Below are 26559 nucleotides of genomic sequence, written 5' to 3' on the forward strand. Positions count from 1 at the left end.
GGCATCATAATGCGCGATGACTCGGATAAGGCGCCGTCATCCAAGCGTGATACGTTGAGGGCCTGGCTAGGACAGGCCCGTTTTTTCACCGAAGAGGTCTATAGCGCGCGCTACCGCGGGGCTATTGCACGGGCGCGCCGTGATGAAGATGACCTGTTCATGCTGTTAGTCTTTTCAGAAATGATGGGAGTACCCAATCCCGCGTCCTATTACACGCTGGAGCTTCAACCGCTGTTGCTTGAGCGTTTTCACGACTGGCATACGCGAATGGGCATGGAGCATTCGCCGCTGGATCATTTTCGCTGCTGCTAACGCGTCATTTCGGGGTTAATACATCCTGAGTAAATGAGCATATAGCTGGGTAGCTAAATGAACTTACCAATAGGTAGCCTATGCAATCAGTTCTCAACCGCCGCTTACTGTGGGTAGGCGGCAAAGGCGGCGTGGGTAAAACAACCGTCGCGGCCTCTTTGGCGATTCTTGCGGCCAGGCGCAATAAGCGCGTACTGGTGGTTTCAACTGATCCCGCGCATAGCCTGGGCGATGTGTTTGATCGCACGTTAGGCGATACGCCGCGCCGTTTGTTGCCGAACCTGGATGCCATGGAAATAGATCCTGATAGTGAGGTTGAAGCGCATTTAAATAGAGTCACCCAACAAATGCGCCGCTTCGCTGCGCCTGAAATGATGCAAGAGCTTGAGCGGCAAATGCGCCTCACGCGTCAGTCCCCCGGCACTCAGGAAGCGGCCCTGCTTGAGCGATTGGCTCGGCTGATTCTGGATGATGACGCACCGTATGATCTGGTAATTATCGATACGGCGCCCACCGGGCATACGCTGCGCCTTTTAACTCTGCCCGAAGCCATGGCAGCCTGGACGGATGGACTGCTGGCGCACAACCGAAAATCGGCTGAGTTAAGCGGGGTGTTAAAGCATCTCACGCCTTCACGCGGGCAGGATGTCGCCACCCCCTTTGACAACCCCACGGAAGATGCACTTTCCGGTCTGGATGAGCGTACTCGCGAAGTGGCAGAAACGCTTATTAATCGGCGACGGCTATTTCACCAGGCTCGGCGGCGTATAGAAGATGCCAAGGCGTGCAGCTTTTTATTTGTGATGACTCCCGAGCGGCTACCCATCCTAGAGACACAGCGAGCCGTCAGCGCTTTGGAAGAGGTTAAGATTAACGTGGCGGGCGTGCTGGTTAATCGAGTGATACCCAGGGAGGCAGATGGTGCCTTTTTGCAGGCCCGACGCGTTCAGGAGGCCACCTATCTTGAGCGCATCGATACGCTGTTTAAGCATCTTCCTCGCCCCACGCTGCCTTGGCTGGCGACCGATGTGCAAGGGATCGACGTGTTAGAATCGCTGGCTGATAAGCTGGAGCATCAGGGTTTTTAATGCCAGGTTTTTAAGACAAGGGTTTTAATGCGCGTTCTACTACTCTCGGCGTACGAAGCGGTAAGTCACCGTTACTGGGCAGACAGTTTAATGGCTAATCTTCCTGAAGTGGCGTGGCAAACGCTGAGTTTACCGCCGCGTCACTTTGCCTGGCGAATCCGCGGTAACCCGCTTAGCTGGTGGCTAAAAGAGCATGAGACGCTCAACCAACCCTATGATGTGGTGCTGGCAACGTCCATGGTGGATCTGGCGACGCTGATCGGGCTTTTCCCCCATTTGGGGCGGGCCAGGAAAATTGTCTATTTTCACGAAAACCAGTTTGCCTACCCGGAGTCCAGCGACCAGATGCCCCAGGTAGAGGCCAAGATGGTAAACCTCTACGCCGCGCTTGCCGCCGATACCGTTGTATTTAACACCGCTTATAATCGCGACTCTTTCTTTACTGGCGTACGCGCATTTCTAAAGAAAATGCCCGAAAACCTGCCTGCCGCAAAGCCCCTTGAAGCATTGTGCTCGCGTGCCCACGTACTGCCCGTGCCGCTTACGCCGATTGGTGAAGCGAACGCTAATGGTTCGATTCCCCAGCGTATTGTGTGGAACCACCGCTGGGAGTACGACAAAAACCCAGACGATTTTTTTAATGTGTTAATCGCCTTGAGTGAGCAAGGCGTTGATTTTGAGCTAGCCGTATTGGGCCAGCGTTTTCGACAAACCCCAGCAATCTTTGATATCGCCCAGGAGAAGCTGGCAGCGCATATAGTGGCTTGGGGGCCGCAGCCGGAGCAGGAATACCGTGAACTCCTGGTGACCGCCGGTATCGTGGTATCAACTACCTGGCATGAATTTCAGGGGCTGGCGATTATGGAAGCCGCCCAGCAGGGGGCTCTGCCGTTAGTGCCGGACAGGCTATGCTTTCCTGAACTATATACTGACAGCTACCGTTACGATGGCACTTCAGAAGGTCTCTATCAGCGGTTACATGCCTGGCTTACTACCCCTGAAACACGCCCCGGTGTTTTAAACACCGAGGCTTGGGCGTGGTCTGCGTGGCGTGAGGCGTATCGTTCGTTGCTTGCACCGGACACTGCAGGCGTTGCGTCAGACGAGTGAGTCAAGGCGCCGCGTTGGCCAGTGAACGACAGCCGTGTGACGGCGCATTTTTTGAGCAAGAACGGGATGCTCGCGACGAATCACCTGCTCGGCAAAGTCAGATAAAAAGCGTGACTTCAACATCGCGCGGGCGCGATCAACGCCGCTATGCTGATAAGGCGTTGAAGCCAGCAGCATAAAGCCGTCATCGGGAATTCTGCCTGCCTGCATATTGGCTTCGATGATGGTGGCAGCGGTGCCGATCGGCTCGGCTAAGTCGGGGCCGTAAGGGCCAATAATGAGTGCGGTATTCGGCAAATGTAAAAAGTCGAACCCACGCCCGATACAAATCGCCCACTCACGATGTTCGATATCCAGTTCACGCTCAACACCGTGCAGATCATTAACGTGAGCCAGATTACCCTCAAGCAGAGGCAGCAAGTCCCGACGCATATCGGCGGGCATGTCGGGGCACACGGCCTGTAGATGAGCGCTCAGGGCTTCGATAGGCTGGCCGACCCATTCGCGAATATCCAGAACCGCGTCATCCTGACCATGAAGTATCAACGCGTCGCTATCAGTTTCAAACCCGCATACCAGCGGGTAGACCTGCTGGTGGTCTTCGCCAAACAGCTGACCCGCCTGGCGGGCAATCGCATAGGCGTGCGCCTTGGCTGCCTGGGTATCGCAACCAAATCCGGCACACCCCCGCGCTTGATTGCCGTGAGAAAAGTGATAGGTAATCAGCAGTAACGTGCCCCGCCCAGCGTTAGCGGCATCAACGACGGTATCGGTGAGTAGCTCACCGAGATACGGCCAGCCTAAATCGAAAATTCCACCAAGGTTGCGAAACGGGGTAATGATACCCAGCGGTGTGCGGGTGGCGTGAGGAATATGGATACGTCCATCCATGCACTTCATGACCACGATGGACGTGGGATGCTGCGCCAGATAGCGCTGACGCGAAAGCCAGGCGCCAGCACTGCAGAAATGTTCTGCGTGCTGGCGGGATAATGCAAATAGAGCGTCGATGCGCTGCTCAATGGGCTGGTTATGTAGCAGAGTAGCCGGCATCGGCATAAGGGCATCCTAATGTAAAAGTAGGCTAGGCGAGTTCGGTTTTATCCGGAAACTCGCACAGGTCTTCGATTATGCAGCTTCCGCAACGCGGTTTGCGCGCAATACATGTATATCTGCCGTGAAGGATAAGCCAGTGATGGGCGTCCTGCCGGAATCCTTTGGGCACATGGCGTATCAGCTTTTGCTCCACCTCGACGACATTCTTACCCTTGGCGATACCGGTACGGTTTGAAACGCGAAAGATATGCGTATCGACCGCAATGGTTGGCTGCCCGAACGCCGTATTTAAAATTACGTTGGCGGTTTTACGCCCCACTCCCGGCAATGCTTCTAACGCACTGCGTGTGTCAGGCACGACGCCGCCGTGCTGGTTAACCAGAATATGGCAGGTCTTCATCAAGTTTTCAGCTTTGGTGTTATAAAGGCCGATCGTCTTGATATGCGCTTTAAGCCCATCGATACCCAGATCGATGATAGCCTGGGGTGTATTGGCAACAGGGTAGAGCCGCGCGGTTGCCTTGTTGACGCCGACATCGGTGGCTTGCGCGGAGAGCAAAACCGCGGCCAGTAACTCGAAAGGCGTGGTCCAGTTGAGTTCAGTGGTGGGGTGAGGATCCGCTGCCTGAAGGCGAGCAAAAATTTCATGGCGCTTTTGGGCATTCATAGCGTGTCTCTACGGTTACTTAATTATGCCGGTGACCCGGACGCGACGTTCTGAGCGCGGAGAGGCCGCTGCAGGTAGGGCGCGGGTGGCGCGGCGCTGGTCCACTAGGTTTTTCAGCGCAATCAGCATACCGGCAACGAAAAAGGCGCCGGGCGGCAGAACAAAAAACAGAAACTGATAATCCTCTACCAGGGTAAGCTGCCAATTGTCCGCGATCGGGCCAAACAGCAACGCCATATCGCTAAACAGCGTGCCTTGACCCAGCAGCTCACGCAGCCCGCCAAGCACCACTAGAACGCTACCAAATCCAATGCCCATCATTAGGCCATCGAGTGCGGCAAGCCCGACCGGCTGGCGGGAGGCAAACGCGTCGGCACGGCCTAAAATGGCACAGTTCGTGACGATCAGCGGAATGAAAATACCCAGCAGCTGATAGAGCGGGTAGGCATAAGCGGCCATTAATAGCTCCGCACAGGTAACAAAGGCGGCGATGATCATGACAAACGCCGGGAGCCGAACGGCGCTGGGTACCTGATGACGCACCAGCGATACGGCGGTACTCGCGCCTACCATCACAAACAGCGTAGCAATGGCTAACCCCAGCGAGTTGACCACGGTCGTGCTGACGGCCAGAAGCGGACACAACCCCAACAGTTGCACCAACGCGGGGTTATTGGCCCACAGGCCTTCATGGGTTAGCTTTTGCCATTGATTCATTGAGAGGGCTCCTCAACGCTAGTGGGTAACGGCGTCTCGGCGACATACTGCAAGGCCGTGTAAACTGCCTGAACGACAGCGCGAGGCGTAATGGTCGCCCCGGTAAATCCATCAAACTGCCCACCGTCTTTTTTAACCGCCCAGGCGCTGGGCGGCAGCTCATCAAGACTTAGCCCGTTAAACCGGGTAATCCAGTTGCTGCGCTGGCGTTCTATCTTATCGCCCAGGCCTGGGGTTTCCTGATGGTAGGTAACCCGCACACCGCTAATGCGCTGCTGCTCATCAATCCCGACTAATAAATCAATTTCACCGCTATAACCCTGACGGGTAATCACCGGTAGAATAATGGCGCGGTGATTGTCACGGCTTATTTGCCAGCCTATAGCGGGTTTGCGGTGGCCTAAGGCATCAGCATCAGGCAGGTCAAATGTACTTTCCAGAAGTTGATCGATCGATGTGTCGACGAAGGCTTGAGGCAGTACCGCCTGCAACTGGCGGTGTTGATAGGCCTGCTGGTGCTGTGTAATGCGTTCAGCCGTCAACGCGCGGGTGACGGCAACGCTGCCCGCGGTAATCAGCGCAAAGATACCGAGCGTGAAAGCCCCGCGCCGCATGGCGCTCAAGGGTATCATCGTGGCACTCCAGGTGCGTCTTTTGAGTGCCCTGTTGGGCGAGGCACCGTGTACAGGTCGAGCAGCGGGACACAAAGGTTCATCAATAGAACGGCAAAGGCCACGGCATCCGGGTAGCCGCCCAGGTTACGAATCACGATAATCAGCACCCCAATACCCGCGCCGTACAGCAACTTGCCGCGCTGGCTGGTCGCGGCGGATACCGGGTCGGTGGCAATAAAGAAAGCCCCAAACAGCGTGGCACCGGTTAATAGATGAAAAACCGGCGATGCAAAGCGGCCAGAGTCGCCCAGATAGAATAGCGCTGCGAGTGCCACCAAACTGCCCAGCAGGGCAACGGGAATATGCCAACTGATAATCCGTTTAATCAGCAGAAGCGCCCCGCCTGAAAGCCAGGCGAGGCTAATCGTGTACCAGGCGGTGAGCGTTTGTTCAGGCAGTGGGTTGCTTGACCAAAACTGTTGGGCAGACAGCTCTTCTGGTTTGTGTTTAAACGCATCCAGTGGCGTGGCACCGCTAAGCGCATCCAGCTGGAAAGTAGGTAACGTGCCCAGGATTTGTGCCCAAAGCGTATCGTTAAGCAGTGGCTGAGGCGGCGCCCATAGTGTCATATAGGTAGGAAACGAGACCAGTAAAAGGGCATAGCCCACCATGGCCGGATTAAACGGGTTATGCCCCAAGCCGCCATAAAGCTGCTTGGCGACCACTACGGCGGCTAGCATACCTACCCCTATTAGCCACCAGGGGCTTGCCGGGGGTAATGAAGCGCCTAGCAGTACACCGGTCAGTAGCGTGCTGGTGTCGGTTAGTGCCGGCGCTATGGGGCGGCTGCGAAGACGCAGCATGCCCGCCTCAAGAAGGACTCCCATTATCGCCGCCAGGGCAATATTGCTGAGCACGCCCAAGCCAAAGTAATACGTCATGGCCATCACGCCGGGCAGCGTGGCTATCACCACCCAGCGCATTAATGACGCCGTTGGCGGGGCCATTAATGGCGAGGAGGCATCATCGACCTGTGAGGCGTGAAACATGCTCATGGGGTGTCCTCAGCGGTAGGCGCTTTAGCGCTTTCACGCGCTTGCGCCAGCTGTAAGTCGGCGGCTTTAAGGTTTTCCTGAGCAGTAGCCAGCAGCGTTTCCAGATCTTCATGAGATTGCTGCGGCTCTTGTTGGGCTGCTCGTGCGAGGATTTTTTCGGCTTTTCTAACCGCTGCCTTGGCCGCCGTTTGAGCAATGCGCAGGCTGCGCAAGTCGACGGGGGGAGCGCTGTTGCTCTCGTTGCTGGCATTGCCATCGGTGGGCTTATTGTGTGCTAACCGGGCCTGGCGACGTGCCTGCTTTTCGGCTTCTTCACGGGCTAAGCGTGCCTGGCGAAACTCGAAGCGATGTTTGGCGTGTTCGGCCTTGGCTGCCTCAATCTTATTGTGACGAAGACGGCTTTTCGATTCGCGGTAATCACCAACCAGCGGTATATGGCTTGGGCACACATAGCTACAGGCGCCACACTCAATGCAGTCAAAAAGATGATAGCGCTCAAGCTTGTCATCTTCCTGGGCACGGGCGTACCAGTGTAACTGCTGAGGAAGAAGCTGGGCTGGGCATACGCTTTCACACGCACCGCAGCGAATACAGGGCGACTCCATCGGCACGGGTGGCAGCTCTTCATGCGTTGCCGCAATCAGGCAATTGGTGGTCTTTGTGATAGGCGTATTAAGCGTTTCAAGTGCGGTGCCCATCATCGGCCCACCCTTGATGACACAGCTGAGCCGGGCGTTATCAAGTCCTAGCTGTTCTAAAAGCGTCTCAATAGACGTGCCCAAACGCACCCAGTAGTTGCCTGGTTGGGCAATGGCTTCTCCGCTTAGTGTTACTATTCGCTCAATCAGCGGTTGGCCATCACGCACCGCATAAAGTGCTGCCAGTAACGTGCCGGGGTTGTGGCAAAGCACCCCGACATCCGCCGGCAGGCCTTGGCTCGGCACCGTGCGATTCAACAGCTTTTTAATTAGCTGTCGCTCGCTACCGCTTGGGTAGCGGGTAGGAATAATCGTTAACGTAACGCTTGCAGGCTGGCTTTGTGATATGGCGCGCTTTAACGCGGCAATGGCCTCGGGTTTATTGTCTTCAATACCGATAACAATCTGCTGGGCGCCGCACAACGAGGCAATTAATTGAGCACCTTCGAGCACTTCGCTTGGGTAGCAGCGCAGAGTTAGGTCATCGGCCGTAATATAGGGTTCGCATTCGGCGGCATTAATCACCAGCGTATCGATAGCGTGGCGCTCAATCACGCGGGCTTTGATATGGGTTGGAAAACCGGCACCGCCTAGCCCAACTACACCGCTTTCGTCCAAACGGGTAAGCAGAACAGACGCATCTGTTGCGCGCCAATCAAGCGGGGGCAGGTTTTGCCGGGTATCCTGACCATCGCTGCCTATTACAATAGTATCGCCATCCACATGGCTAACCGTACCGCTGACCGTTGCGTGAACATCGGCGGATATCAGGCCATCGCGTTTAGCGATCAGGCTACCCGTATGAACGTTATCGCCGAGGCTAACGCAGGGCGTTGCCGGGCGGCCGCTATGCTGCCGTAAGGGGAGCACTACTTGTGCAGGTAGGGGAGCGCGGCGTAGCGGTGATTGGGCCGAGCGAGCTTTGCGCTCGGGAGGATAAACACCGCCTGGGAAATCAAATAGGCGTGCCATCTAGCCCCCTGGTTGTTGGTGTACGGTTGCTGGTATACGGTCGCTTGCAATGACGCTGTGAGCGGGAGAAACAATCGGTTGCCACTGGCTAAGGGGCGTACTCCTGGGAAGCATATCGATACAGTCTACCGGGCAAGGGTCGACGCATAAGTCACAGCCCGTGCACTCATCTTCAATAACGGTATGCATCTGTTTGGCGGCGCCAACAATGGCGTCCACTGGGCATGCCTGAATGCACTTGGTGCATCCGATGCACTCAGCTTCACGGATAAACGCTACCTTCGCTTCGCTGGGGGCGTCCCCATCAAGCGGCTCGGGCTCGCGGCCTAGCAAGTCGGCCAGGGCATGAATGGTTGCCTCGCCGCCAGGCGGGCACTTGTTAAGCGCATCGCCTTCATTAATCGCTTCAGCATAAGGACGGCAGCCTGGGAAGCCGCACTGGCCGCACTGAGTTTGGGGCAGCAGCGCATCAATCTGGTCAACAAGCGGATGCTCGTCGCCCTTGAAGCGCTCGCTAACGGCTCCTAACAGAGCGCCGAAGCCAACCCCTAGGCCAGTGAGTATGCCAATGGCGCTGACAATACCCCAGAGGGAGAACGTATCGCTCATGGTATTGAATTACCCTTGGGTTAAACCGGAAAAACCGAGAAAGGCGAGAGACATCAAGCTGGCGGTAATCATGGCGATAGCGGCACCCCTGAACGGCTTGGGAATATCCGCCCCGGCCAAACGCTCACGCATGGCGGCAAAAAGCACCAGGATCAATGAAAAACCCAGCGCCGCTCCAAGCCCGTAAAGCGTGGTATGGAAAAAGCTTAACTCGCGGTTGAGCGAGAGCAGGGCGACACCCAACACCGCACAGTTGGTCGTGATCAAAGGCAGAAAGATGCCCAGCACTTGATGCAGCAGCGGGCTTAAATGGCGCACCATAATCTCGGTGAACTGCACAACCGCGGCAATCACCACAATAAAGCTGATGGTGCGTAAATAGGTGACGTCCAGCGGCACCAGTAGGCCGTAATACACCACGTAGCTTGCCGCTGACGCGAGGGTAAGCACGAAGGTAGTCGCCAGTGACATGCCCATCGCCGATTCCAGCTTATTGGATACCCCCATAAAAGGGCACAAGCCTAAAAACTGTACTAATACAAAGTTATTGACCAACGCTGTGCTGATCAAAATGATAAATAATTCACTCATAGTGACGTATCGTAGCGGTAAGCAGAAAAATCAGCGTTAGGCGGTGTGAATATCTTGACCTGATGGCGTCCTGCCGCTTTGGCACTGTAAAGCGCTTGATCGGCGGTGCTCATTAATACATTCGGAGAAATATCGGTCCCTTCGTCAAGCGACCCTATACCTACGCTAATAGTAACATAGGGCGCTACGGGCGAGGCCAGGTGAGGCAACGCTAAAGCATCTATTGTGTTATGCAGCAACTGGCCAATATGCTTTGCCTGTTGGGCCGAGGTATTGGGAAGCAATGCGCTAAATTCTTCACCCCCGGTTCGGGCGATTAAAAAATCATGCGTGGTGGCTACTTTTTGCAGCGCCTGGGCGACCTGCTGCAAGCACTGATCGCCTCTTTGATGCCCATAGTGGTCATTGAACAGCTTGAAATGATCGATATCCAGCATCATCACGGCGAGTGGCTGCGATGACGCCTCCATTTCATGAATAGACGCATGAAGGCGCTGGTCGAACAGCCGCCGGTTAGGCAGGCCCGTTAAAGAATCATGCGTTGAGAGTTTTAAAAGCTCAGCATTAAGCTCGCTCTGACGACTTAGCTGTTGCTCAAAGCTTCGCGCCAACATACCAATTTCATCATTACGCCGACAAAGCAATGCAGAGTCCAGGCTGCTGTCTTCGCTTGACGTCTGTTTTGCAAAAACGGCCAGTGCTTTCAGCGGCTTTAAAATCATGCGTTCCATAAGCCAGAGTACAAAGCCAATGACAAACAGCATAAGGCAGGCTGTCCAGATTAACACATAGCGAATGGTGCTTAAGCTTGCCAAGTAATGAGTACGATTCAGCTGAGTGCCTACTAGGATACTAATAGCGGGCACATTTGTAGGCAGTAGATGCTGGGCGTAAATCGTCTCGCCTTCAATGTTGGTTAACGGGATCGCGTCAGAAGTAGGTTGTTGCTCAATAGTGATCGGCAGGCCGGTCACATTTTCCATCTGCACTACCCATTTTTTATCTATTAAACGCACTTTTGCTAACCAGCCGGTGCTTGGGCCACTGCCATCGGTGCGCAAAATCGGCGTGATAGCTACCATGGCAGGCGAGCTAATACCTGGGAAAAGAAAATACTGTTGATCAGGAGTGTTTTCTATTGACTGCCGAATACTGTCAATAAACGGCGCCATCCAGGTGCAGTCATCAACAACGCGCGAACAGGTTGCAAAATGGTGGGTGTCAGGCGCCAAGCCTGAAAGGTAGTAAATCTCGCCATTAACATCGAAAAACGCTATTAGCTGATAGCGCATCTCCTCCATCATTTCAGGGCTGAAGTTAACCTCAGCGTAGCGTGGCTGGTTACCTTGAACGAATAGATAAGTATCGTCCCAGTTTGCCCAATCGCGCGCCTGAGCCAGAAGGTCTTGCTGGGCCAAGACTAGGCCACGCTCAACGCGTTTTAACTCCTGGCTGATAATGCCGCGCTCTTCTTCATGCAACGCCGGAAAAATAAACCATTGGCTCATCACGACTAACGAACATAGAGCGAGCAATAGCACACCACTCAACGCTACTAAAAATTGAAAACGCAGTGATTGAGAGAAGTGCCGGAGCATAAGCAAGCCTGAACGGGTATCGTTGGAGAAGTGTTTTATTTGGAAAAACATAGAAAAGGGGTAGAGCCTGACCAACTCTACCCCCTGTCCATGTCGAAAGCGCGGGCTACATTACACGTTGACCGGGTTCGGCACCAGCATCTGGTGAAAGGAGGTAAATGCCGTCCTTGTTGGCTGAAGCAAGCACCATGCCTTCTGAGAGGCCAAAGCGCATTTTACGCGGTGCGAGGTTAGCAACCATGACGGTAAGACGCCCTTCAAGCGCTTCGGGTGCATAGGAGCTGCGAATGCCGGAGAAAACGTTGCGGGTTTCGCCGCCTAAATCCAGCGTCAATTGCAGCAGCTTGTCGGCGCCCTCTACGTACTGTGCCTTGGTGATGCGGGCAATGCGCAAGTCTACCTTGGCAAAGTCGTCAAAGCTGATTTCGGCAGCAATGGGGTCGTCTGCCAGAGGTCCTTTAGGAGCTTCCTTAAGCTTTTGCTCTTCCACCAGATCCTCCTTTGAGGCTTCAATCATGGCGTCGATTTTGTCGCGTTCTACTCGGGTCATAAGGGGTTTGAATTTCTCCACCTCATGGCTCACCAGTACGCTATGACGACTTTCCCAGTTAAGTGAGTCAAGCTTCAAGAAGGCTTGTGCCTGGGCAGCCATGGTAGGTACCACTGGGGCTAAGTACACCATCAACTGGCGGAAGAGGTTAATGCCTACTGAACAAATCTCGAGCACTTCTTCGTCACGACCGTCCTGCTTGGCAAGCGCCCAGGGTTCTTTGTCGGCGATGTAGGTGTTCGCTTCGTCAGCCAGCTCCATAATTTTGCGCATGGCACGGCTAAACTCACGGGCTTCGAAGTCCGCGGCAATATCGTCACCAGCGGAGATAAACCGAGCAACCATCTGCGGCTCGGCGCAGTGGGCCGAAAGCGTACCGCCACCCAGTTTCTTAACAAACCCAGCACAACGGCTGGCAATATTGACTACTTTACCGACCAAGTCTGAATTAACCCGTGCGGCAAAGTCATCCAGATTGAGGTCCAGGTCATCCACTTTCGAGGTGAGTTTGGCAGCAAAGTAATAACGCAAATATTCAGGGTTAAGATAATCGGCGTAGGTGGCAGCCTTGATAAAGGTACCCCGGGACTTCGACATCTTGGCGCCATCGACGGTTAGAAACCCGTGACAGTTGACGGCCGTAGGTGTGCGCAGATCGGCACCATGCAGCATGGCCGGCCAGAAAAGTGCGTGGAAATAAACGATGTCCTTGCCAATGAAATGATAGACCTCGGCGCTGGAATCCTTTTGCCAGTAGCTATCAAAATCGATGCCTTCACGATCGCATAGATTTTTAAAGCTGGCCAAGTAGCCGATAGGCGCATCAAGCCAAACATAAAAATACTTGCCCGGCGCATCCGGAATTTCAAACCCGAAGTAGGGCGCATCCCGGGAAATATCCCACTCATTAAAACCTGACTCAAACCACTCCATCAGCTTGTTGCGGATTTGCGGCTGCACGTGGCCGTCGTTGATCCATGCCTGCAAAAACTCGGCAAAGTCGGGCAGTTTAAAGAAGTAGTGCGTTGAACTGCGCACTTCTGGAATGGCGCCAGAAATAGCTGAGACCGGGTTGATCAGGTCGGCTGGGGTATAGGTGGCGCCGCATTTTTCGCAGTTATCGCCATACTGGTCGTCGGTGCCACATTTTGGACAGGTACCCTTGATGAAGCGGTCTGCCAGAAACAGGCCTTTTTGAGGATCGTACATCTGCTCGATATCGCGGGTAGCAATATGGCCTTTGTCGCGCAGACGCTTATAGATTAGCTCGCTGAGATGACGGTTCTCATCGGAATGTGTGGAGTGGTAGTTATCAAAGCCCACGCCAAAACGCGAAAAGTCTTCCTGATGATCCCGCGAAACCCGGTCAATCAAGGCTTCTGGTGAGATGCCTTCCTGCTCGGCACGCAGCATGATGGCCGTGCCATGAGCATCGTCGGCGCAAACGTAGTAGCACTGCTGGCCACGGCTTTTCTGAAAACGTACCCAGATATCGGTTTGGATATATTCAAGCAAGTGACCGAGGTGAATAGCTCCATTAGCGTAGGGGAGCGCGCTGGTCACCAGAATGTTGCGCGTGGCAGAGTTAGACATGGTGAATGATAATTCCGATTAGGCAATGACAATAAAACGGCGAAGTTAACCGGCGGCTTGGCCGGTAGCGTAATTAAGTGGCGAAGATGTCAGCAGGTCAGATGAATCAGACGTCTGCATCTTCACTTTTCATGAGGCTAGTACAGCGCTTGCTCTTCTTGAACGACTTCTTTCAAAAGTTCTAAAAACAGCTTGTCGGCCTCTGAATGCTCGGCAGGATCTTCTGGAATATGCACACTGGTAGTGTTCGAAATTTCATTGGCGATCTGTGCCATGACGGCCGGGCTGCTGCCTTCAGTTAACTGCTGGCGAGCGATCACCAGCGACTGTTCAAGAATATTGGGGTCTTGAAGCAGCTTTCGTATAAAACCGCGTAGTTCGTTAATAATACGCGTTTTTTGAATTTCTGATGCAGACATAAAGCTCTCCTTAACGCCGCGCTTGAGCATATTGGCAAGCGCAGCCAGTCAATGCATTGACCATAGCATTTTTTCGTGGAGCGGGCATGGCTCGTCTGGGTTCAAAGCCGGTAGCGCAATCCTATTATTTAAGCGTCAAACGCCCCGCCTTATGTTTAACGGGGTTGGCATACTGTGCTAACCAGTATGGCCGAAGGTTCTCAGGAACGCTCTCCATGCGCGCTTTAAAGCGCTCGCGGTCCTGGCGGGTAATCGTCTTGCGAGCCACTAACTCAGGTGCTTCGCCGAGTGCTTCCAGGGCCAGATAATGGCTTGGATAAAGCCGATAACCGCCGATGACTTGGCGATCAATCTCCGCCGCTACTTCGTCTGGGGTAGCCATATCGGCACCTACCGGGCTACCAAAGCGCAGCTGCACTCTGCCTTTTTCACCGGTGATACCCGCGACAATCGAGCGAATATCTTCAAATTCGCTTTTTGCGTAGCTTCCCTGGTTCGCTATGTCATGCAGCTCCTGGGCCTTTTGCAGGTCACAGGGGTCGTATTCATAGCTAATGGAGACCGGGACGAGTTTAAGCTCAGCCACGGCGTCGCCAAACACCATGTCGCGCTCTGCATTACGCTTGGCCATGATGAGCATCTTGATGATCGCGGGGTCAGTGCGGTCAATGCCGTTTTTGGCACGCCCTTCACGCTGCGCCATCCAGATAGAGTGGTTGTCGTCGGTAATCGAGTGGCGAATATAGGCGGAAAGCTGCTGGTAGGCGGCCAGCATTGCGCGCTTGCCGCGTGCGCTTCTCGGAACGATAAAGCTTTTATTAAGCCGCATCAGATCAGTGACATACGGTTTTTTCAGCAAATTATCGCCGATGGCAATACGCACCGTATCGCGCCCTGCCTGGTAGAGCGCATAGTTAACAAAGGCGGGATCGAGCGATATATCACGGTGGTTACCAATAAACAGATAGGCACTTTCTGGATCGAGCTTATCCAGGCCTGATACTTCGAATGCATCTGTCGTGGTGCGAATCATGCGCTCCATGTAGCTGGCAATGCGCATTTGAAAATCGCGTACCGTCGTGACCCCTTTTACTTCACGCTGTATCGCATTGCTTGCAAGCTTACGCGCAAGCGATGGAACCCAGCGTGCCATGCGGGGCAATCGAAAGCGGGTAAGCGCATCCAGTAGCTCGCTGTCGCGGGCCAGTCGTGCAAGGACATCGGCCACTTCGCTGTCCGTATACGGGCGTATATCTGCCCACGGGTCGGTGGCATTCAGAGCGTTGGTTACGTCGTTGTGTTGAGTCATGCGATCCGTTGGATGATAAACAGTAAAAATCGATTCATTGCAGCGAGATCAAACGTTAGGCATCTGCTGGCGTCGCAGGTTCCTGCTTGTTTTCACCATCCAGCCACTCTATCAGACGAGCAACGTCATCGGATAACGCCTGCGCCATTAAAATAAAGTCGGTTTCAAGCCGGGCCAGGGCGTCATCGCCATCGTCTGCGTGGTCCGCTTCTTCGATCAAGGCATCGCCAAAACGTAGCGATTTAAGCGCGAGGTCGTCATGCAGTACAAAACTTAAGCGACCTTCCAGGCTCATCGCGAGCTTGCTTGCCTGACGCCCACTTTCCAGCAGTTGCTGAATTTCATCGCTATCCAGATCAACCTGACGGGCGCGGAGTACGCCATCATCGCCTTTGGCTTTGAGTTCAACCTGATCACCCAGCTGTAAATCCGCAGGGCGGCTGGCGGGGTCGCCAAGCCAGGTCGTCATCGCGCGGATGGGTAGCGTCTGGGACGATAAAGGCGTTGCTTTAAGGCTGCCCAGTGTCTCACGGAGTAGATCCAGAAGATCTTCAGCTCGGGTGCGGGAGCTTGCGTTAATGCCAATCAAGTGGCGTCGCGTATCCCACCACAGATCAATCTTCTGGCTGCGCACAAAGGCACGCGGAAGAAGCGCTTCGGTTACCTGCTCTTTGAGCGCCGTCTTCTCTTTACGGGTTACCTTGCGGCCTTCACGGGCTTCTATGTCGGCAACCTGCTCATCGACTTCTTCTTTCACCACCGAGGCGGGGAGCAGGCGTTCTTGACGCAATACCGAAAGCAAACGCTGGCCTTGAATCTCGTGGAGCAACTGGCCGCCGCTAAGCCGTCCTGCGGGAGCTGTCCAGCCCAGGCGTCGGGCATCCGCATTGCCCAGCGGTTTGGCTGCGTGAGCTTGTAGCGCATCAGAAAGTGTTGTGCTGTCGAGCTCTGGCGCGCCGTGTAGGCGATATAAATGCAGATGCTTAAACCACATGTCACCGATCCTGTTCAAAAGGTGGCACATTATGTCGAAAGCGGGGCATTCGTGCCAGCACCTTACCGTATAGGTGCTTATTGTATGTGTTTTAAACTTGTGTTTGATTAAGTCCTTGGCTCATCAGCCACATTTTAAGTTAACTGATTCACTAGTTAGAGGAGTTGTCATGTCCATATCGCTCTCTCGCGTTCATCTGCGCGTTCGTGGTTTTCATTTGGATGGTTACGGGCATGTCAACAACGCCCGCTATCTGGAATTTATGGAGGAGGGTCGCTGGGCATTCTTTGACGAACATCCGGCGCTGATTAGCGAGCTTCATGAAGCCGGGCGTGCTTTTGTCGTGGTGAATCTGAATATTGATTACCGCGCGGCGGCAGGGCATGGCGATGATTTAATCGTATTGACGGGTATTGTGGATGTGGGCGAGCGAAGCGCCATTTGCCATCATCGAATTTATCGAGACGATGGTGTACTGATTGCCCAGGCAGACCTCACCTTTGTGCTTCTCGATATGCAGGCCAATAAGGCGGCGACCATCGAAGGCAGCGTGAGTAATGCGCTTAAAGGATTGATACTAACCAAAGACCAGTTTTCGGTATAACAATCAATGCGCGGTACCCGGCTGCCCTTGCTGCGGATGCAGTGGTATGATGTAGCAGTATCTGCGCACCGTCTTACTGTCTAGCAGTAGCGGTATTTAAGCGCTTTCAACTCTCGCAGTGCCAATGCAGTGCAAAGGATCTGACTTTCATGGGTGACATCGCCAGAGAAATCTTGCCCGTCAATATTGAAGACGAGCTCAAACAGTCGTATCTCGACTATGCGATGAGTGTCATTATCGGCCGCGCGCTACCCGATGTGCGTGACGGTCTGAAACCTGTTCACCGGCGTGTGCTGTTTGCCATGCATGAACTGGGTAATGACTGGAATAAACCGTACAAGAAATCGGCGCGTGTTGTCGGCGATGTCATCGGTAAATATCACCCGCATGGTGATAGTGCGGTTTACGACACCATCGTACGGATGGCGCAGCACTTTTCGATGCGCCACGTTCTGGTCGACGGCCAGGGCAACTTCGGTTCGATTGATGGCGATAACGCCGCCGCCATGCGTTATACCGAGGTGCGCATGTCGCGCCTGGCGCATGAGCTGCTGGCGGATCTTGAAAAAGATACCGTCGATTGGGTCGATAACTATGACGGTACCGAACGTATTCCTGCCGTATTACCCACTAAAGTGCCCAACCTGCTGATTAACGGCTCGTCGGGTATTGCGGTAGGCATGGCGACCAATATTCCACCGCACAACATGCGCGAAGTTATCGACGGCTGTTTGGCGTTGATCGATGACTACACGCTGTCGGTGGACGATCTGATGGAGTACATCCCCGGCCCTGATTTCCCCACCGCGGGTATTATCAATGGACGCGCCGGCATTTTAGATGCTTACCGCACTGGGCGTGGGCGCATCTATGTACGTGCCAGCCACACGATCGAGCACCATGATAAGACGGGTCGTGATCACATCATCATTACCGAGCTGCCTTATCAGGTAAACAAAGCGCGCCTGATTGAAAAAATCGCCGAGCTGGTTAAAGAAAAGAAAATCGAAGGCATTGCCGAGCTGCGCGATGAGTCTGATAAAGACGGCTTGCGGGTCGTTATCGAGATTAAACGTGGCGAGTCGGGTGAAGTCGTCGTTAATAATCTCTTTGCCCAGACACAGCTTCAAAACGTGTTTGGTATCAATATGGTGGCCCTTGAAAATGGCCAGCCACGCACGCTGAACCTGAAAGAAATGCTGGAAGCGTTTATTCGTCACCGCCGTGAGGTGGTGACGCGTCGTACGCTGTTTGAGCTTAAGAAAGCGCGTGAGCGCGGGCATATATTGGAAGGCCTGGCGGTTGCCATCTCGAATATTGATGAAATCATCGAGATGATTAAAGCCTCGCCCAATGCCGCTGAAGCCAAAGAGAAGCTGTTGACGAAAACGTGGCAGCCTGGCCAGGTCACCGGGATGCTAGAGCGGGCGGGCGCCACGTCATGCAAGCCCGAAGAGCTGGATGAAAGCTTTGGCCTTAATCCCTCGGCTACCGAATACCGCTTATCACCTGCCCAAGCGCAGGCCATTCTTGAGCTGCGTCTGCATCGCTTAACCGGTCTTGAGACCGAGAAGCTGCTCAATGAATACCTGGCTATTCTGGAAAGAATCGCCGAGCTGACCGAAATCCTTGCCTCGGCCGACCGGTTGATGGAAGTGATTCGCGAAGAACTGCATGCCGTACGTGATCAATATGGTAATGATCGCCGCACTGAAATTCAGGCAAGCCATCTGGATCTATCGATCGAAGACCTGATTGCTGAAGAAGACATGGTGGTTACCGTGTCACGCTCTGGCTACGCCAAAACCCAGCCGCTTTCGGATTATCAAGCGCAGCGGCGTGGTGGGCGCGGCAAGTCGGCAACGTCGATGAAGGACGAGGATGTGATTGAACATCTGCTCGTTGCTTCAACCCACGATACCGTTCTGCTGTTCTCCAACCGCGGTAAAGTGTATTGGCTGAAAGTGTACGAGATGCCGTCCGCTAGCCGCGGCTCGCGCGGCAAGCCCCTGGTCAATATGCTGCCGCTGGAAGAGGGCGAATCGGTTAACGCCATTCTGCCGGTACGTGATTACGATCCGGAGCACTATATCTTCTTCGCGACCGCCAATGGCACCGTGAAGCGGACAAGCCTTGAGCAGTTCTCTCGTCCGCGTAGCGTGGGTCTGATTGCCATCGACCTGGAAGAAGGCGACCGTCTGGTCGGCGCGGCCATTACGTCAGGCTCTGACCATGCCATGCTGCTCTCTTCAAATGGTAAAGCGATCCGTTTTGAAGAAGGCAAGGCGCGGGCAATGGGCCGTACCGCTCGCGGTGTGCGTGGCATGCGTCTGGCGGATGGCGCTGAAGTGATCAGCCTGATCATCCCCAAAAGCCAGCAGATTGACGCGGAAGCCGATGCCGATGTGGTTGCAGAAGGTGTTGAAGAAAGCGTCACTGAAAGCACCCAGGTAGAAGGTCAGATCTACATTCTGACGGCCAGTGAAAATGGTTACGGCAAGCGTACGCGTCTGGAAGAATTCCCGCTGCGTGGGCGTGGCGGTCAAGGTGTTATCGCCATGCAGACCAGTGAGCGCAACGGTTCGCTGGTAGCCGCCATGCAGGTTTATGACAGCGATGAAATGATGCTGATTACAGACCGTGGAACGCTGGTGCGTACACGCGTGGAAGAGGTTTCTACCACTTCGCGTAATACCCAGGGCGTCATGCTGATTCGTCTGGGTAAAGAAGAAAAACTGGTTAAAACCGTGCGTGTTGATGAGCCTGTTGACAGTGAGCTGGAGACACTGGTTGAAGAGGGCGAGCAAGACAACGCGGACGCAAGCGCACAGGACACTGGGACTGATGACACGTCACTATAACTTTTGTGCAGGGCCAGCGGCCCTGCCTGTTGCGGTGCTCGAAAGAGCCCGCAGCGAGCTGGTGGACTATCAAGGACGTGGCTTGTCCGTTATGGAGATGAGCCACCGCAGCGATGAGTTTATCGCTATTGCTGAAAAGGCAGAGGTGGATTTCCGCCAGTTGCTCGGCGTTCCCGAAAATTATAAAGTGCTATTTTTGCAAGGCGGCGCCAGCCTGCAATTTTCCATGCTGCCCATGAACCTGTTGGGTCAGGGTGGCAGTGCTGACTTTATCCAGACAGGCATTTGGGGCAAAAAGGCACTTAACGAAGCCAAGCGGCTGGGCTATGCGTGTCATGTGGCGGGCAGCAGCGAGCCTAACGGGCACGTTGCTGTGCCTGAGCATGATGTACTGCGGGTCAGCAAAGACGCTGCCTATCTGCACTACACCTCCAATGAAACGATTGGTGGTCTGGAGTTTGATTACACGCCGCACATGACACGTGAGGATGGTCAATCCGTGCCGCTAGTGTGCGATATGTCATCCAACATTCTTTCCAAGCCAATTGATGTCTCGGAGTTTGGCGTTATCTACGCCGGAGCACAAAAGAATATAGGCCCTGCGGGATTAACACTGGTGGTGGTGCGTGATGATCTAATAGGCCGCGCTAAGCCGGATATTCCTTCGTTGTTTGATTATCAAATGCTGGCGGAAGCCGGGTCCATGGTGAATACACCGCCAACCTATGCATGGTATTTGGCTGGGCTTGTCTTCGAATGGTTGCGCAATGATATCGGTGGTCTAACGGCTATGGATGCGATCAATCAGCGCAAGTCGGACAAACTCTATGCCGCCATTGAAGCCAGCGATTTTTATAGCAATCCGATTGCTGAGCAGAACCGCTCACGCATGAACGTGCCGTTTGTGCTAGCCGATTCAGCGCTCGATAAGGCCTTTTTGCAAGAAGCGGATCAGGCTGGACTGCTAAATTTAAAAGGCCATCGCAGCGTGGGAGGAATGCGCGCCAGTTTGTACAATGCGGTGCCCGAAGAAGCGGTCGATGCATTGGTGGCTTTTATGGCAGATTTTGAAAAACGAAGGGGCTAACAACTATGTCCGACACGCCGGTCGATTTGGACGAACTGCGGCAGCGTATTGATCAACTGGATGGCGATATTCTACGCCTGATCAGTGAGCGTGCTGACTGCGCCCAGAAAGTCGCTCACGTTAAGCTTGCTCAAGACAAAGATGCGGTGTTTTACCGTCCTGAGCGCGAAGCGCAGGTATTGCGGCGTATTATGGCGCTAAACCAGGGGCCTCTTGATTCTGAAGAGATGGCGCGGCTGTTTCGCGAAATCATGTCGGCGTGTTTGGCTCTTGAGCAGCCCGTCAAAGTGGCTTATTTGGGGCCTGAGGGTACGTTTACCCAGCAGGCAGCCTTAAAGCACTTTGGCGGCAGCGCTATCAGTCTGCCCATGGCGGCCATTGATGAAGTCTTTCGTGAAGTGGAAGCCGGCGCGGTTAACTACGGTGTTGTGCCCGTTGAAAACTCAACAGAAGGCGTGGTAAACCATACGCTCGACACTTTTATGGATTCTTCTATCCATATTTGTGGTGAGGTCGTATTACGTATTCACCATCATCTGTTGATTAGTGATACGACGCGGCGCGATAAGATATCCCGTATCTATTCCCATCCCCAGTCTTTTGGACAGTGCCGCAAGTGGTTGGATGCGCATTATCCGCACGCGGAACGTGTACCGGTGTCGTCTAATGCTGAAGCAGCCAAGCTGGTAAAAACCGAATGGCACAGCGCGGCAATCGCTGGCGACATGGCCGCAAAGCTTTACGGCCTTGAGCGTATTGCCGATAAAATTGAAGACCGACCGGATAATTCGACCCGGTTTTTAATTATCGGTAATCAGCAGGTGCCCATGGCGGGTGACGATAAAACGTCGGTTGTGGTGGCCATGCGTAACTTGCCCGGCGCTCTGCATGATCTGCTAGAGCCTTTCCATCGTCATAAAATTGATTTGACGCGTATTGAAACGCGCCCGTCACGCAGCGGTGTCTGGAATTACGTATTCTTCATCGATTTTAAAGGCCATGCTGATGAGCCTCGAGTCGCTGCCGTGCTGGAAGAAGTCAGGCTGCGTGCCTCTGAACTGCGTGTCTTGGGCTCTTATCCGCAGGGCGTGCTGTGACGGCTACAGTATTACCGGTTAATGGTATGCCTTCATGCCACGAACAGCGCCTGCTGATCGTTGGCTTGGGCTTGATTGGCGGGTCCTTGGCGGCAGCCTTGCGTGCCTCAGGATTTAAGGGCGTGATCACGGCCTGTGATCCAAGCGAAGATGAAATTGCCCGCGGTATCGATATGGGGTTAATCGATACCGGTGGCGTGGCGCTTGCTGAGCAAGTGGCAGGCGCCAGCATGATCGTTATCGCGGTACCTGTGCTGGCAATGGAGTCGGTGATGGCGTCGCTTGCAGACCTGCTCACACATGCTGCTAGCAACGTCGTGCTAACGGATGTGGGCAGTACGAAGGCGACTATCCGTGACTGCGCGGCACGTGTGTTTGGCCGAGTGCCGCCCAATATGGTGTTGGGCCATCCTATAGCAGGCTCAGAAAAGAGCGGTGTAGTGGCGGCGAACCCGGCGCTTTATTTGCATCACAACGTTATTTTGACCCCTGAGCCGGATGTTGATCCAGGTGCTTTGATGCGGGTGCGCGCGTTGTGGCAGGCCTGCGGCGCCAACGTGCTGGAGATGGACGTTGAGCGTCACGATCAGGTGTTGGCGCGGACCAGCCATTTACCCCATCTATTAGCATTTTCATTGGTTGATACGCTTGCCCGCCAGGATGAGCGTCTTGAGATATTTCGATACGCCGCCGGAGGTTTTCGCGACTTTACGCGTATCGCTGGCAGCGACCCGGTGATGTGGCGGGATATCTTTACGGCCAATCGCGAGGCGGTGCTGGCGTCACTGGATGATTTTGAAGCAGGTCTTGCCCGGCTGCGCCAAGCGATTGAGCAGGGCGATAGCGATGCCCTTATTGCGACCTTTGATCGTGCCAGCCATGCACGGCATTACTTTGATACGTTATTGAATAAAACCAGCTATCAAGCGGAATATAATATGCAACCACAAGGTAAGGTAACTTATCGAGTACGGCCAGGCGGCCAGGCTCAAGGCCGTTTGCGCGTACCGGGCGATAAATCCATGTCGCATCGCTCCATTATGCTGGGCGCCCTCGCCGAAGGCGTGACTGAAGTCAAAGGATTTCTTGAGGGTGAAGATAGCCTGGCCACGTTGCAAGCCTTTCGTGAAATGGGCGTGGCGATCGAAGGCCCGCATCAGGGGCGTGTAACGATTCACGGTGTGGGAATGAAGGGCCTTAAAGCACCGGCCGGACCGATTTATGTTGGTAACTCTGGAACCGCCATGCGGCTGTTCGCGGGGCTTTTGGCCGGGCAGGCATTTGATAGTGAGCTTACTGGTGATGAGTCGTTGACCAAGCGTCCCATGGCGCGTGTGGCTGATCCGCTGCGCTTGATGGGTGCTGCTATTGAGACTGCTGAGGGTGGTCGTCCGCCATTAAAAATTAAAGGTGGCACGGCGCTTAAAGGCATTTTCTACGACATGCCCATGGCTAGCGCCCAAGTAAAATCATGCCTTTTATTGGCAGGGCTTTATGCCGAAGGTGAAACCCGCGTGCGCGAACCAGCGCCAACGCGTGATCATACTGAGCGTATGCTTAATGGTTTTGGCTATTCAGTGTCACGCGAAGGGGACACCTGTTGGTTGCAGGGTGGCGGAGCCTTAAGCGCCGGCCCAATTGACGTCCCCTCCGATATTTCATCGGCGACGTTCTTTATGGTGGCTGCAGCGATTACCCCAGGGGCCGATATCACCCTTGAGCATGTAGGTATTAACCCGACCCGTATTGGGGTCATCAATATTCTTACGCTGATGGGCGCCAATCTTGAGCTTCTTAACGAAGCTGAAGTGGGCGGTGAGCCGGTAGCCGACATTCGCATTCGATATGCGCCGCTGAAAGGTATCAATATTCCGGTCGATCAAGTGCCGCTTGCGATTGATGAATTCCCTGCGCTATTTATAGCCGCCGCTAACGCCCAAGGTACAACGCGCTTGCGTGGTGCTGAAGAGCTGCGCGTTAAAGAGTCTGATCGTATTCAGGCCATGGCCGATGGGTTGGCAACTTTAGGCGTTGAGCATACGGTAGTTGAGGATGGTATCGATATCCTGGGTAACGCTGACGCACAAGTGCCAAGCTACGGCGGTGGACGTATTGATAGCTTAGGTGATCATCGTATCGCCATGGCGTTTGCGATTGCTTCACTGCGGGCTAGTGACGACATTATCATTGATGACTGCGCCAATGTGGCAACGTCATTCCCCAGCTTCGTTGAACTGGCTAATAAAATTGGCATGAAGGTTAACGTGGAGGGGCAGCATGACTAAGCGTATCCCTGTTCTGGCCATCGATGGACCCGGTGGGGCAGGTAAGGGAACCATTAGCAGTTTGGTTGCCGAACGTTTGGGCTGGCACTTGCTGGATAGCGGAGCGCTTTATAGGTTAACGGCTACCGCGGCGGTGAAGCACGGCATTGCGCTTGATGACGAAGAGGCGGTTGCAGCATTAGCCGAATCGCTGGATGTAGCGTTCCCCATTGAGGGCGGTAAGCCTCGTACGCTGCTTGAAGGTAATGATGTAAGCCAGTCGATCCGGACCGAAAAAACCGGCGAGTTGGCTTCGCAGGTGGCCGCACTGCCGGCCGTTCGCGCTGCTCTATTGCAGCGTCAGCGAGATTTTCAAAAAGCGCCAGGACTCGTGGCCGATGGCCGCGATATGGGAACCGTGGTATTCACGGATGCGCCATTAAAGATATTTTTAACCGCTAGTGCTGAAGAGCGTGCGCGTCGACGCCATCTTCAGTTGCAGGAAGCGGGCATGGATGCTAGTCTTTCGAGTCTTTTGAAGGAGATTCAGGCACGCGATGCACGCGACACGCAGCGCAGCGTGGCACCTCTCAAGCCGGCAGATGATGCCATTACGCTTGATACCACGCGCCTGAGCATACCGGAAGTGGTTGAACGGCTGACGGAATTGCTTGCCCAGAAAGGGTTAGCATCCGACACCTGATTCTCCCTTGCGGCGTTTTTGGAAAGGTGTCACGACGTGGCAGGGCGGCAGTTCATATGATCGTTCATATCAGTGAGCCCGGTCAGGTCTAACCAGCGCTAACACCTCCAAAAGCAGAGTGACATTAGGCCCGTACTCGCTGGTGGTACGGAGAAGGCATTTATGCCTCAACAACGTTGATCACGTAGGAAAACCATGAGCGAAAGCTTTGCTGAACTGTTTGAACAGTCCCTTAACGACATTAACATGGAGCCAGGCGCTATCGTCGCGGCTCAAGTTGTCGACATCGATGGCGACTGGGTTACCGTCAATGCTGGTCTGAAATCTGAAGGCCAAATTCCGGCGGCACAATTCCGCGATGAAAATGGCGAGTTAAACATCGCTATCGGTGACGACGTTCACGTTGCACTGGAAGCCGTAGAAGATGGCTTCGGTGAAACGCGTCTGTCCCGTGAAAAAGCCAAGCGCGCAGAAGCTTGGAAGATTCTGGAAGCCGCCTTCGAGAAAGACGAAATCATCAAAGGCGTGATCAACGGTAAAGTCAAAGGCGGCTTCACTGTCGACGTCGACTCTATCCGTGCCTTCCTGCCGGGTTCTTTGGTCGACGTACGTCCGGTTCGCGATACTGCGCATTTGGAAAATAAAGAGCTGGACTTTAAAGTCATCAAGCTTGATCCGAAGCGCAATAACGTTGTTGTTTCTCGTCGTGCCGTTCTTGAAGCTGAAAACAGTGCCGAGCGCGAAGCGCTGTTGGCAACGCTTCAGGAAGGCCAGCAGATCAAAGGTATCGTTAAGAACCTGACAGACTACGGCGCGTTCGTAGATCTGGGTGGTGTTGACGGCCTACTGCATATCACCGATATGGCGTGGAAACGCATCAAGCATCCGTCTGAAATCGTTGCTGTTGGCGACGAGATCAACGTTAAAGTGCTTAAGTTTGACCGTGAGCGCAATCGCGTTTCACTGGGTCTGAAGCAATTGGGCGAAGATCCGTGGGTCAACATTAAACAGCGTTACCCGGAAGGCACCAAAGTACATGCTGTGGTCACTAATCTGACCGATTACGGCTGCTTTGCTGAGCTGGAAGAAGGCGTTGAAGGTCTGGTTCACGTTTCTGAAATGGATTGGACCAACAAAAACATCCATCCGTCTAAAGTTGTCCAAGTGGGCGACGATGTTGACGTGATGGTGCTGGATATCGACGAAGAGCGTCGTCGTATTTCTCTGGGTATCAAGCAGTGTACTGCTAACCCGTGGGAAACGTTCAACGCTGAATACAACAAGGGCGACCGTGTTTCAGGTACCATCAAGTCAATCACTGACTTTGGTATCTTTATCGGCCTTGAAGGCGGTATCGATGGTCTGGTTCACCTGTCCGACATTTCCTGGACAGAGACTGGTGAAGAAGCGGTTCGTAACTTCAAGAAAGGCGATGAAGCCGAAGCCGTTATTCTGTCTATCGATCCTGAGCGTGAGCGCATTTCTTTAGGTATCAAGCAAATGGATTCCGATCCTGTTGCTGAATACCTGTCTGTTAACGATAAGGGCAGCATTGTGACTGGCCGTATTGTTGAAGTAGACGCTAAAGAAGCACACGTTGAGCTGGCAACCGATGTTATTGCCATTCTCAAAGCCTCTGAAATCAGTGCTGACCGTGTTGAAGACGCGCGCAATGTACTGAATGAAGGCGACAGCGTTGAAGCACGTATCATCAATGTCGATCGCAAGAGCCGTCAGATCAATCTGTCGATCAAAGCGAAAGAGCAAGACGATACTCGTCAGAACCTGAAGAAACTGCGTGACCAGGAACCCGAAGCTGGTGGTCCGACCACTATCGGTGACCTGATCAAGCAGCAGATGGGCCAAGACTAAGCTATTTAGTCGTTGGTTCTAAGAAGCGCCGCCCTATGGGCGGCGTTTTTTTGTTTGTGAGTTTACTGTTCTCTAGTGATATTGTTTTATTAGATTGACGCTAATAAAAATATTTAAAC

General features: G+C 53.9%; 23 protein-coding genes. 10 read left to right on the plus strand and 13 right to left on the minus strand.

Translation table 11 applies throughout. From position 1 onward, the window contains the following. Positions 1–9 precede the first annotated feature (9 nt). The 3 genes from D467_RS0103025 to D467_RS0103035 all read left to right on the plus strand — a co-directional run bounded on the left by D467_RS0103025 (position 10) and on the right by D467_RS0103035 (position 2510). Complete coding sequence (locus D467_RS0103025) at positions 10–312, plus strand: cory-CC-star protein (protein ID WP_018916033.1); 303 nt, start codon at positions 10–12, stop codon at positions 310–312. Positions 313–392: 80 nt separating this feature from the next. Beyond that, positions 393–1400 (plus strand): ArsA family ATPase, encoded by a 1008-nt coding sequence (locus D467_RS0103030; RefSeq protein ID WP_018916034.1) that lies wholly within the window; start codon positions 393–395, stop codon positions 1398–1400. 27 nt (positions 1401–1427) lie between these two features. Further along, positions 1428–2510 (plus strand): tRNA-queuosine alpha-mannosyltransferase domain-containing protein, encoded by a 1083-nt coding sequence (locus tag D467_RS0103035; RefSeq protein WP_018916035.1) that lies wholly within the window; start codon positions 1428–1430, stop codon positions 2508–2510. Here D467_RS0103035 and D467_RS0103040 read toward each other — a convergent pair. The 13 genes from D467_RS0103040 to D467_RS0103100 form a co-directional block, all read right to left on the minus strand. Then, positions 2499–3569, minus strand: coding sequence for a carboxysome shell carbonic anhydrase (locus D467_RS0103040; RefSeq protein ID WP_018916036.1), 1071 nt, complete (start codon positions 3567–3569; stop codon positions 2499–2501). The genes D467_RS0103035 and D467_RS0103040 overlap by 12 nt on opposite strands. A gap of 25 nt (positions 3570–3594) precedes the next feature. Continuing rightward, positions 3595–4233, minus strand: a complete 639-nt coding sequence (gene nth / locus D467_RS0103045) for an endonuclease III (protein ID WP_018916037.1) — start codon at positions 4231–4233, stop codon at positions 3595–3597. Between the two features lie 15 nt (positions 4234–4248). Continuing rightward, positions 4249–4950: an electron transport complex subunit E gene (locus tag D467_RS0103050; protein ID WP_018916038.1), complete on the minus strand. Its 702-nt coding sequence runs from the start codon at positions 4948–4950 to the stop codon at positions 4249–4251. Further along, entirely contained in the window at positions 4947–5582 is a 636-nt protein-coding gene (gene rsxG, locus D467_RS0103055; RefSeq protein WP_018916039.1) for an electron transport complex subunit RsxG, read from the minus strand. Before rsxG ends, D467_RS0103050 begins: the two co-directional genes overlap by 4 nt. Continuing rightward, positions 5579–6619, minus strand: a complete 1041-nt coding sequence (locus tag D467_RS0103060) for an RnfABCDGE type electron transport complex subunit D (protein ID WP_018916040.1) — start codon at positions 6617–6619, stop codon at positions 5579–5581. The genes rsxG and D467_RS0103060 overlap by 4 nt, the downstream gene beginning before the upstream one ends. Further along, positions 6616–8289: an electron transport complex subunit RsxC gene (rsxC, locus tag D467_RS0103065; protein ID WP_018916041.1), complete on the minus strand. Its 1674-nt coding sequence runs from the start codon at positions 8287–8289 to the stop codon at positions 6616–6618. Before rsxC ends, D467_RS0103060 begins: the two co-directional genes overlap by 4 nt. After that, positions 8290–8898: an electron transport complex subunit RsxB gene (gene rsxB / locus D467_RS0103070; RefSeq protein WP_018916042.1), complete on the minus strand. Its 609-nt coding sequence runs from the start codon at positions 8896–8898 to the stop codon at positions 8290–8292. Positions 8899–8907: 9 nt separating this feature from the next. Then, on the minus strand, positions 8908–9489 hold the full coding sequence (rsxA, locus tag D467_RS0103075) for an electron transport complex subunit RsxA (protein WP_018916043.1): 582 nt from the start codon (positions 9487–9489) through the stop codon (positions 8908–8910). Then, complete coding sequence (locus D467_RS0103080; RefSeq protein ID WP_026285590.1) at positions 9486–11087, minus strand: sensor domain-containing diguanylate cyclase; 1602 nt, start codon at positions 11085–11087, stop codon at positions 9486–9488. Before D467_RS0103080 ends, rsxA begins: the two co-directional genes overlap by 4 nt. Before the next feature lie 106 nt (positions 11088–11193). Next, positions 11194–13230, minus strand: coding sequence for a methionine--tRNA ligase (gene metG / locus D467_RS0103085; RefSeq protein ID WP_018916045.1), 2037 nt, complete (start codon positions 13228–13230; stop codon positions 11194–11196). A gap of 137 nt (positions 13231–13367) precedes the next feature. After that, a complete protein-coding gene (locus tag D467_RS0103090) occupies positions 13368–13649 on the minus strand; it encodes a hypothetical protein (protein ID WP_018916046.1) in 282 nt (93 codons plus the stop codon). 124 nt (positions 13650–13773) lie between these two features. After that, positions 13774–14958, minus strand: coding sequence for a 1-acyl-sn-glycerol-3-phosphate acyltransferase (locus D467_RS0103095; RefSeq protein WP_018916047.1), 1185 nt, complete (start codon positions 14956–14958; stop codon positions 13774–13776). A 55-nt stretch (positions 14959–15013) separates the two neighbouring features. Beyond that, positions 15014–15952, minus strand: coding sequence for a recombination-associated protein RdgC (locus D467_RS0103100; RefSeq protein ID WP_018916048.1), 939 nt, complete (start codon positions 15950–15952; stop codon positions 15014–15016). A 169-nt stretch (positions 15953–16121) separates the two neighbouring features. Here D467_RS0103100 and D467_RS0103105 point away from each other — a divergent pair, with 169 nt between their 5' ends. From D467_RS0103105 to rpsA, 7 genes are all read left to right on the plus strand, one after another. Continuing rightward, positions 16122–16556, plus strand: a complete 435-nt coding sequence (locus D467_RS0103105) for an acyl-CoA thioesterase (protein ID WP_018916049.1) — start codon at positions 16122–16124, stop codon at positions 16554–16556. 149 nt (positions 16557–16705) lie between these two features. Further along, a complete protein-coding gene (gene gyrA / locus D467_RS0103110; RefSeq protein ID WP_018916050.1) occupies positions 16706–19417 on the plus strand; it encodes a DNA gyrase subunit A in 2712 nt (903 codons plus the stop codon). Beyond that, positions 19401–20504 carry a 3-phosphoserine/phosphohydroxythreonine transaminase gene (serC, locus tag D467_RS0103115; protein WP_018916051.1) on the plus strand — a complete coding sequence of 368 codons (1104 nt, stop codon included), beginning with the start codon at positions 19401–19403 and terminating at the stop codon, positions 20502–20504. Before gyrA ends, serC begins: the two co-directional genes overlap by 17 nt. 5 nt (positions 20505–20509) lie before the next feature. Then, positions 20510–21601 carry a prephenate dehydratase gene (gene pheA / locus D467_RS0103120; RefSeq protein WP_018916052.1) on the plus strand — a complete coding sequence of 364 codons (1092 nt, stop codon included), beginning with the start codon at positions 20510–20512 and terminating at the stop codon, positions 21599–21601. A 26-nt stretch (positions 21602–21627) separates the two neighbouring features. Beyond that, the gene (locus D467_RS0103125) at positions 21628–23886 is read left to right on the plus strand and encodes a bifunctional prephenate dehydrogenase/3-phosphoshikimate 1-carboxyvinyltransferase (protein ID WP_026285591.1); all 2259 of its coding nucleotides are present in this window, start codon (positions 21628–21630) and stop codon (positions 23884–23886) included. Beyond that, positions 23879–24568, plus strand: coding sequence for a (d)CMP kinase (gene cmk, locus D467_RS0103130; protein ID WP_018916054.1), 690 nt, complete (start codon positions 23879–23881; stop codon positions 24566–24568). Before D467_RS0103125 ends, cmk begins: the two co-directional genes overlap by 8 nt. 195 nt (positions 24569–24763) lie before the next feature. Next, a complete protein-coding gene (gene rpsA / locus D467_RS0103135; RefSeq protein ID WP_018916055.1) occupies positions 24764–26440 on the plus strand; it encodes a 30S ribosomal protein S1 in 1677 nt (558 codons plus the stop codon). Positions 26441–26559: the final 119 nt, after the last annotated feature.

Source organism: Vreelandella zhanjiangensis DSM 21076, from assembly GCF_000377665.1.
In the GTDB taxonomy this organism is placed as follows: Bacteria; Pseudomonadota; Gammaproteobacteria; order Pseudomonadales; family Halomonadaceae; genus Vreelandella; species Vreelandella zhanjiangensis.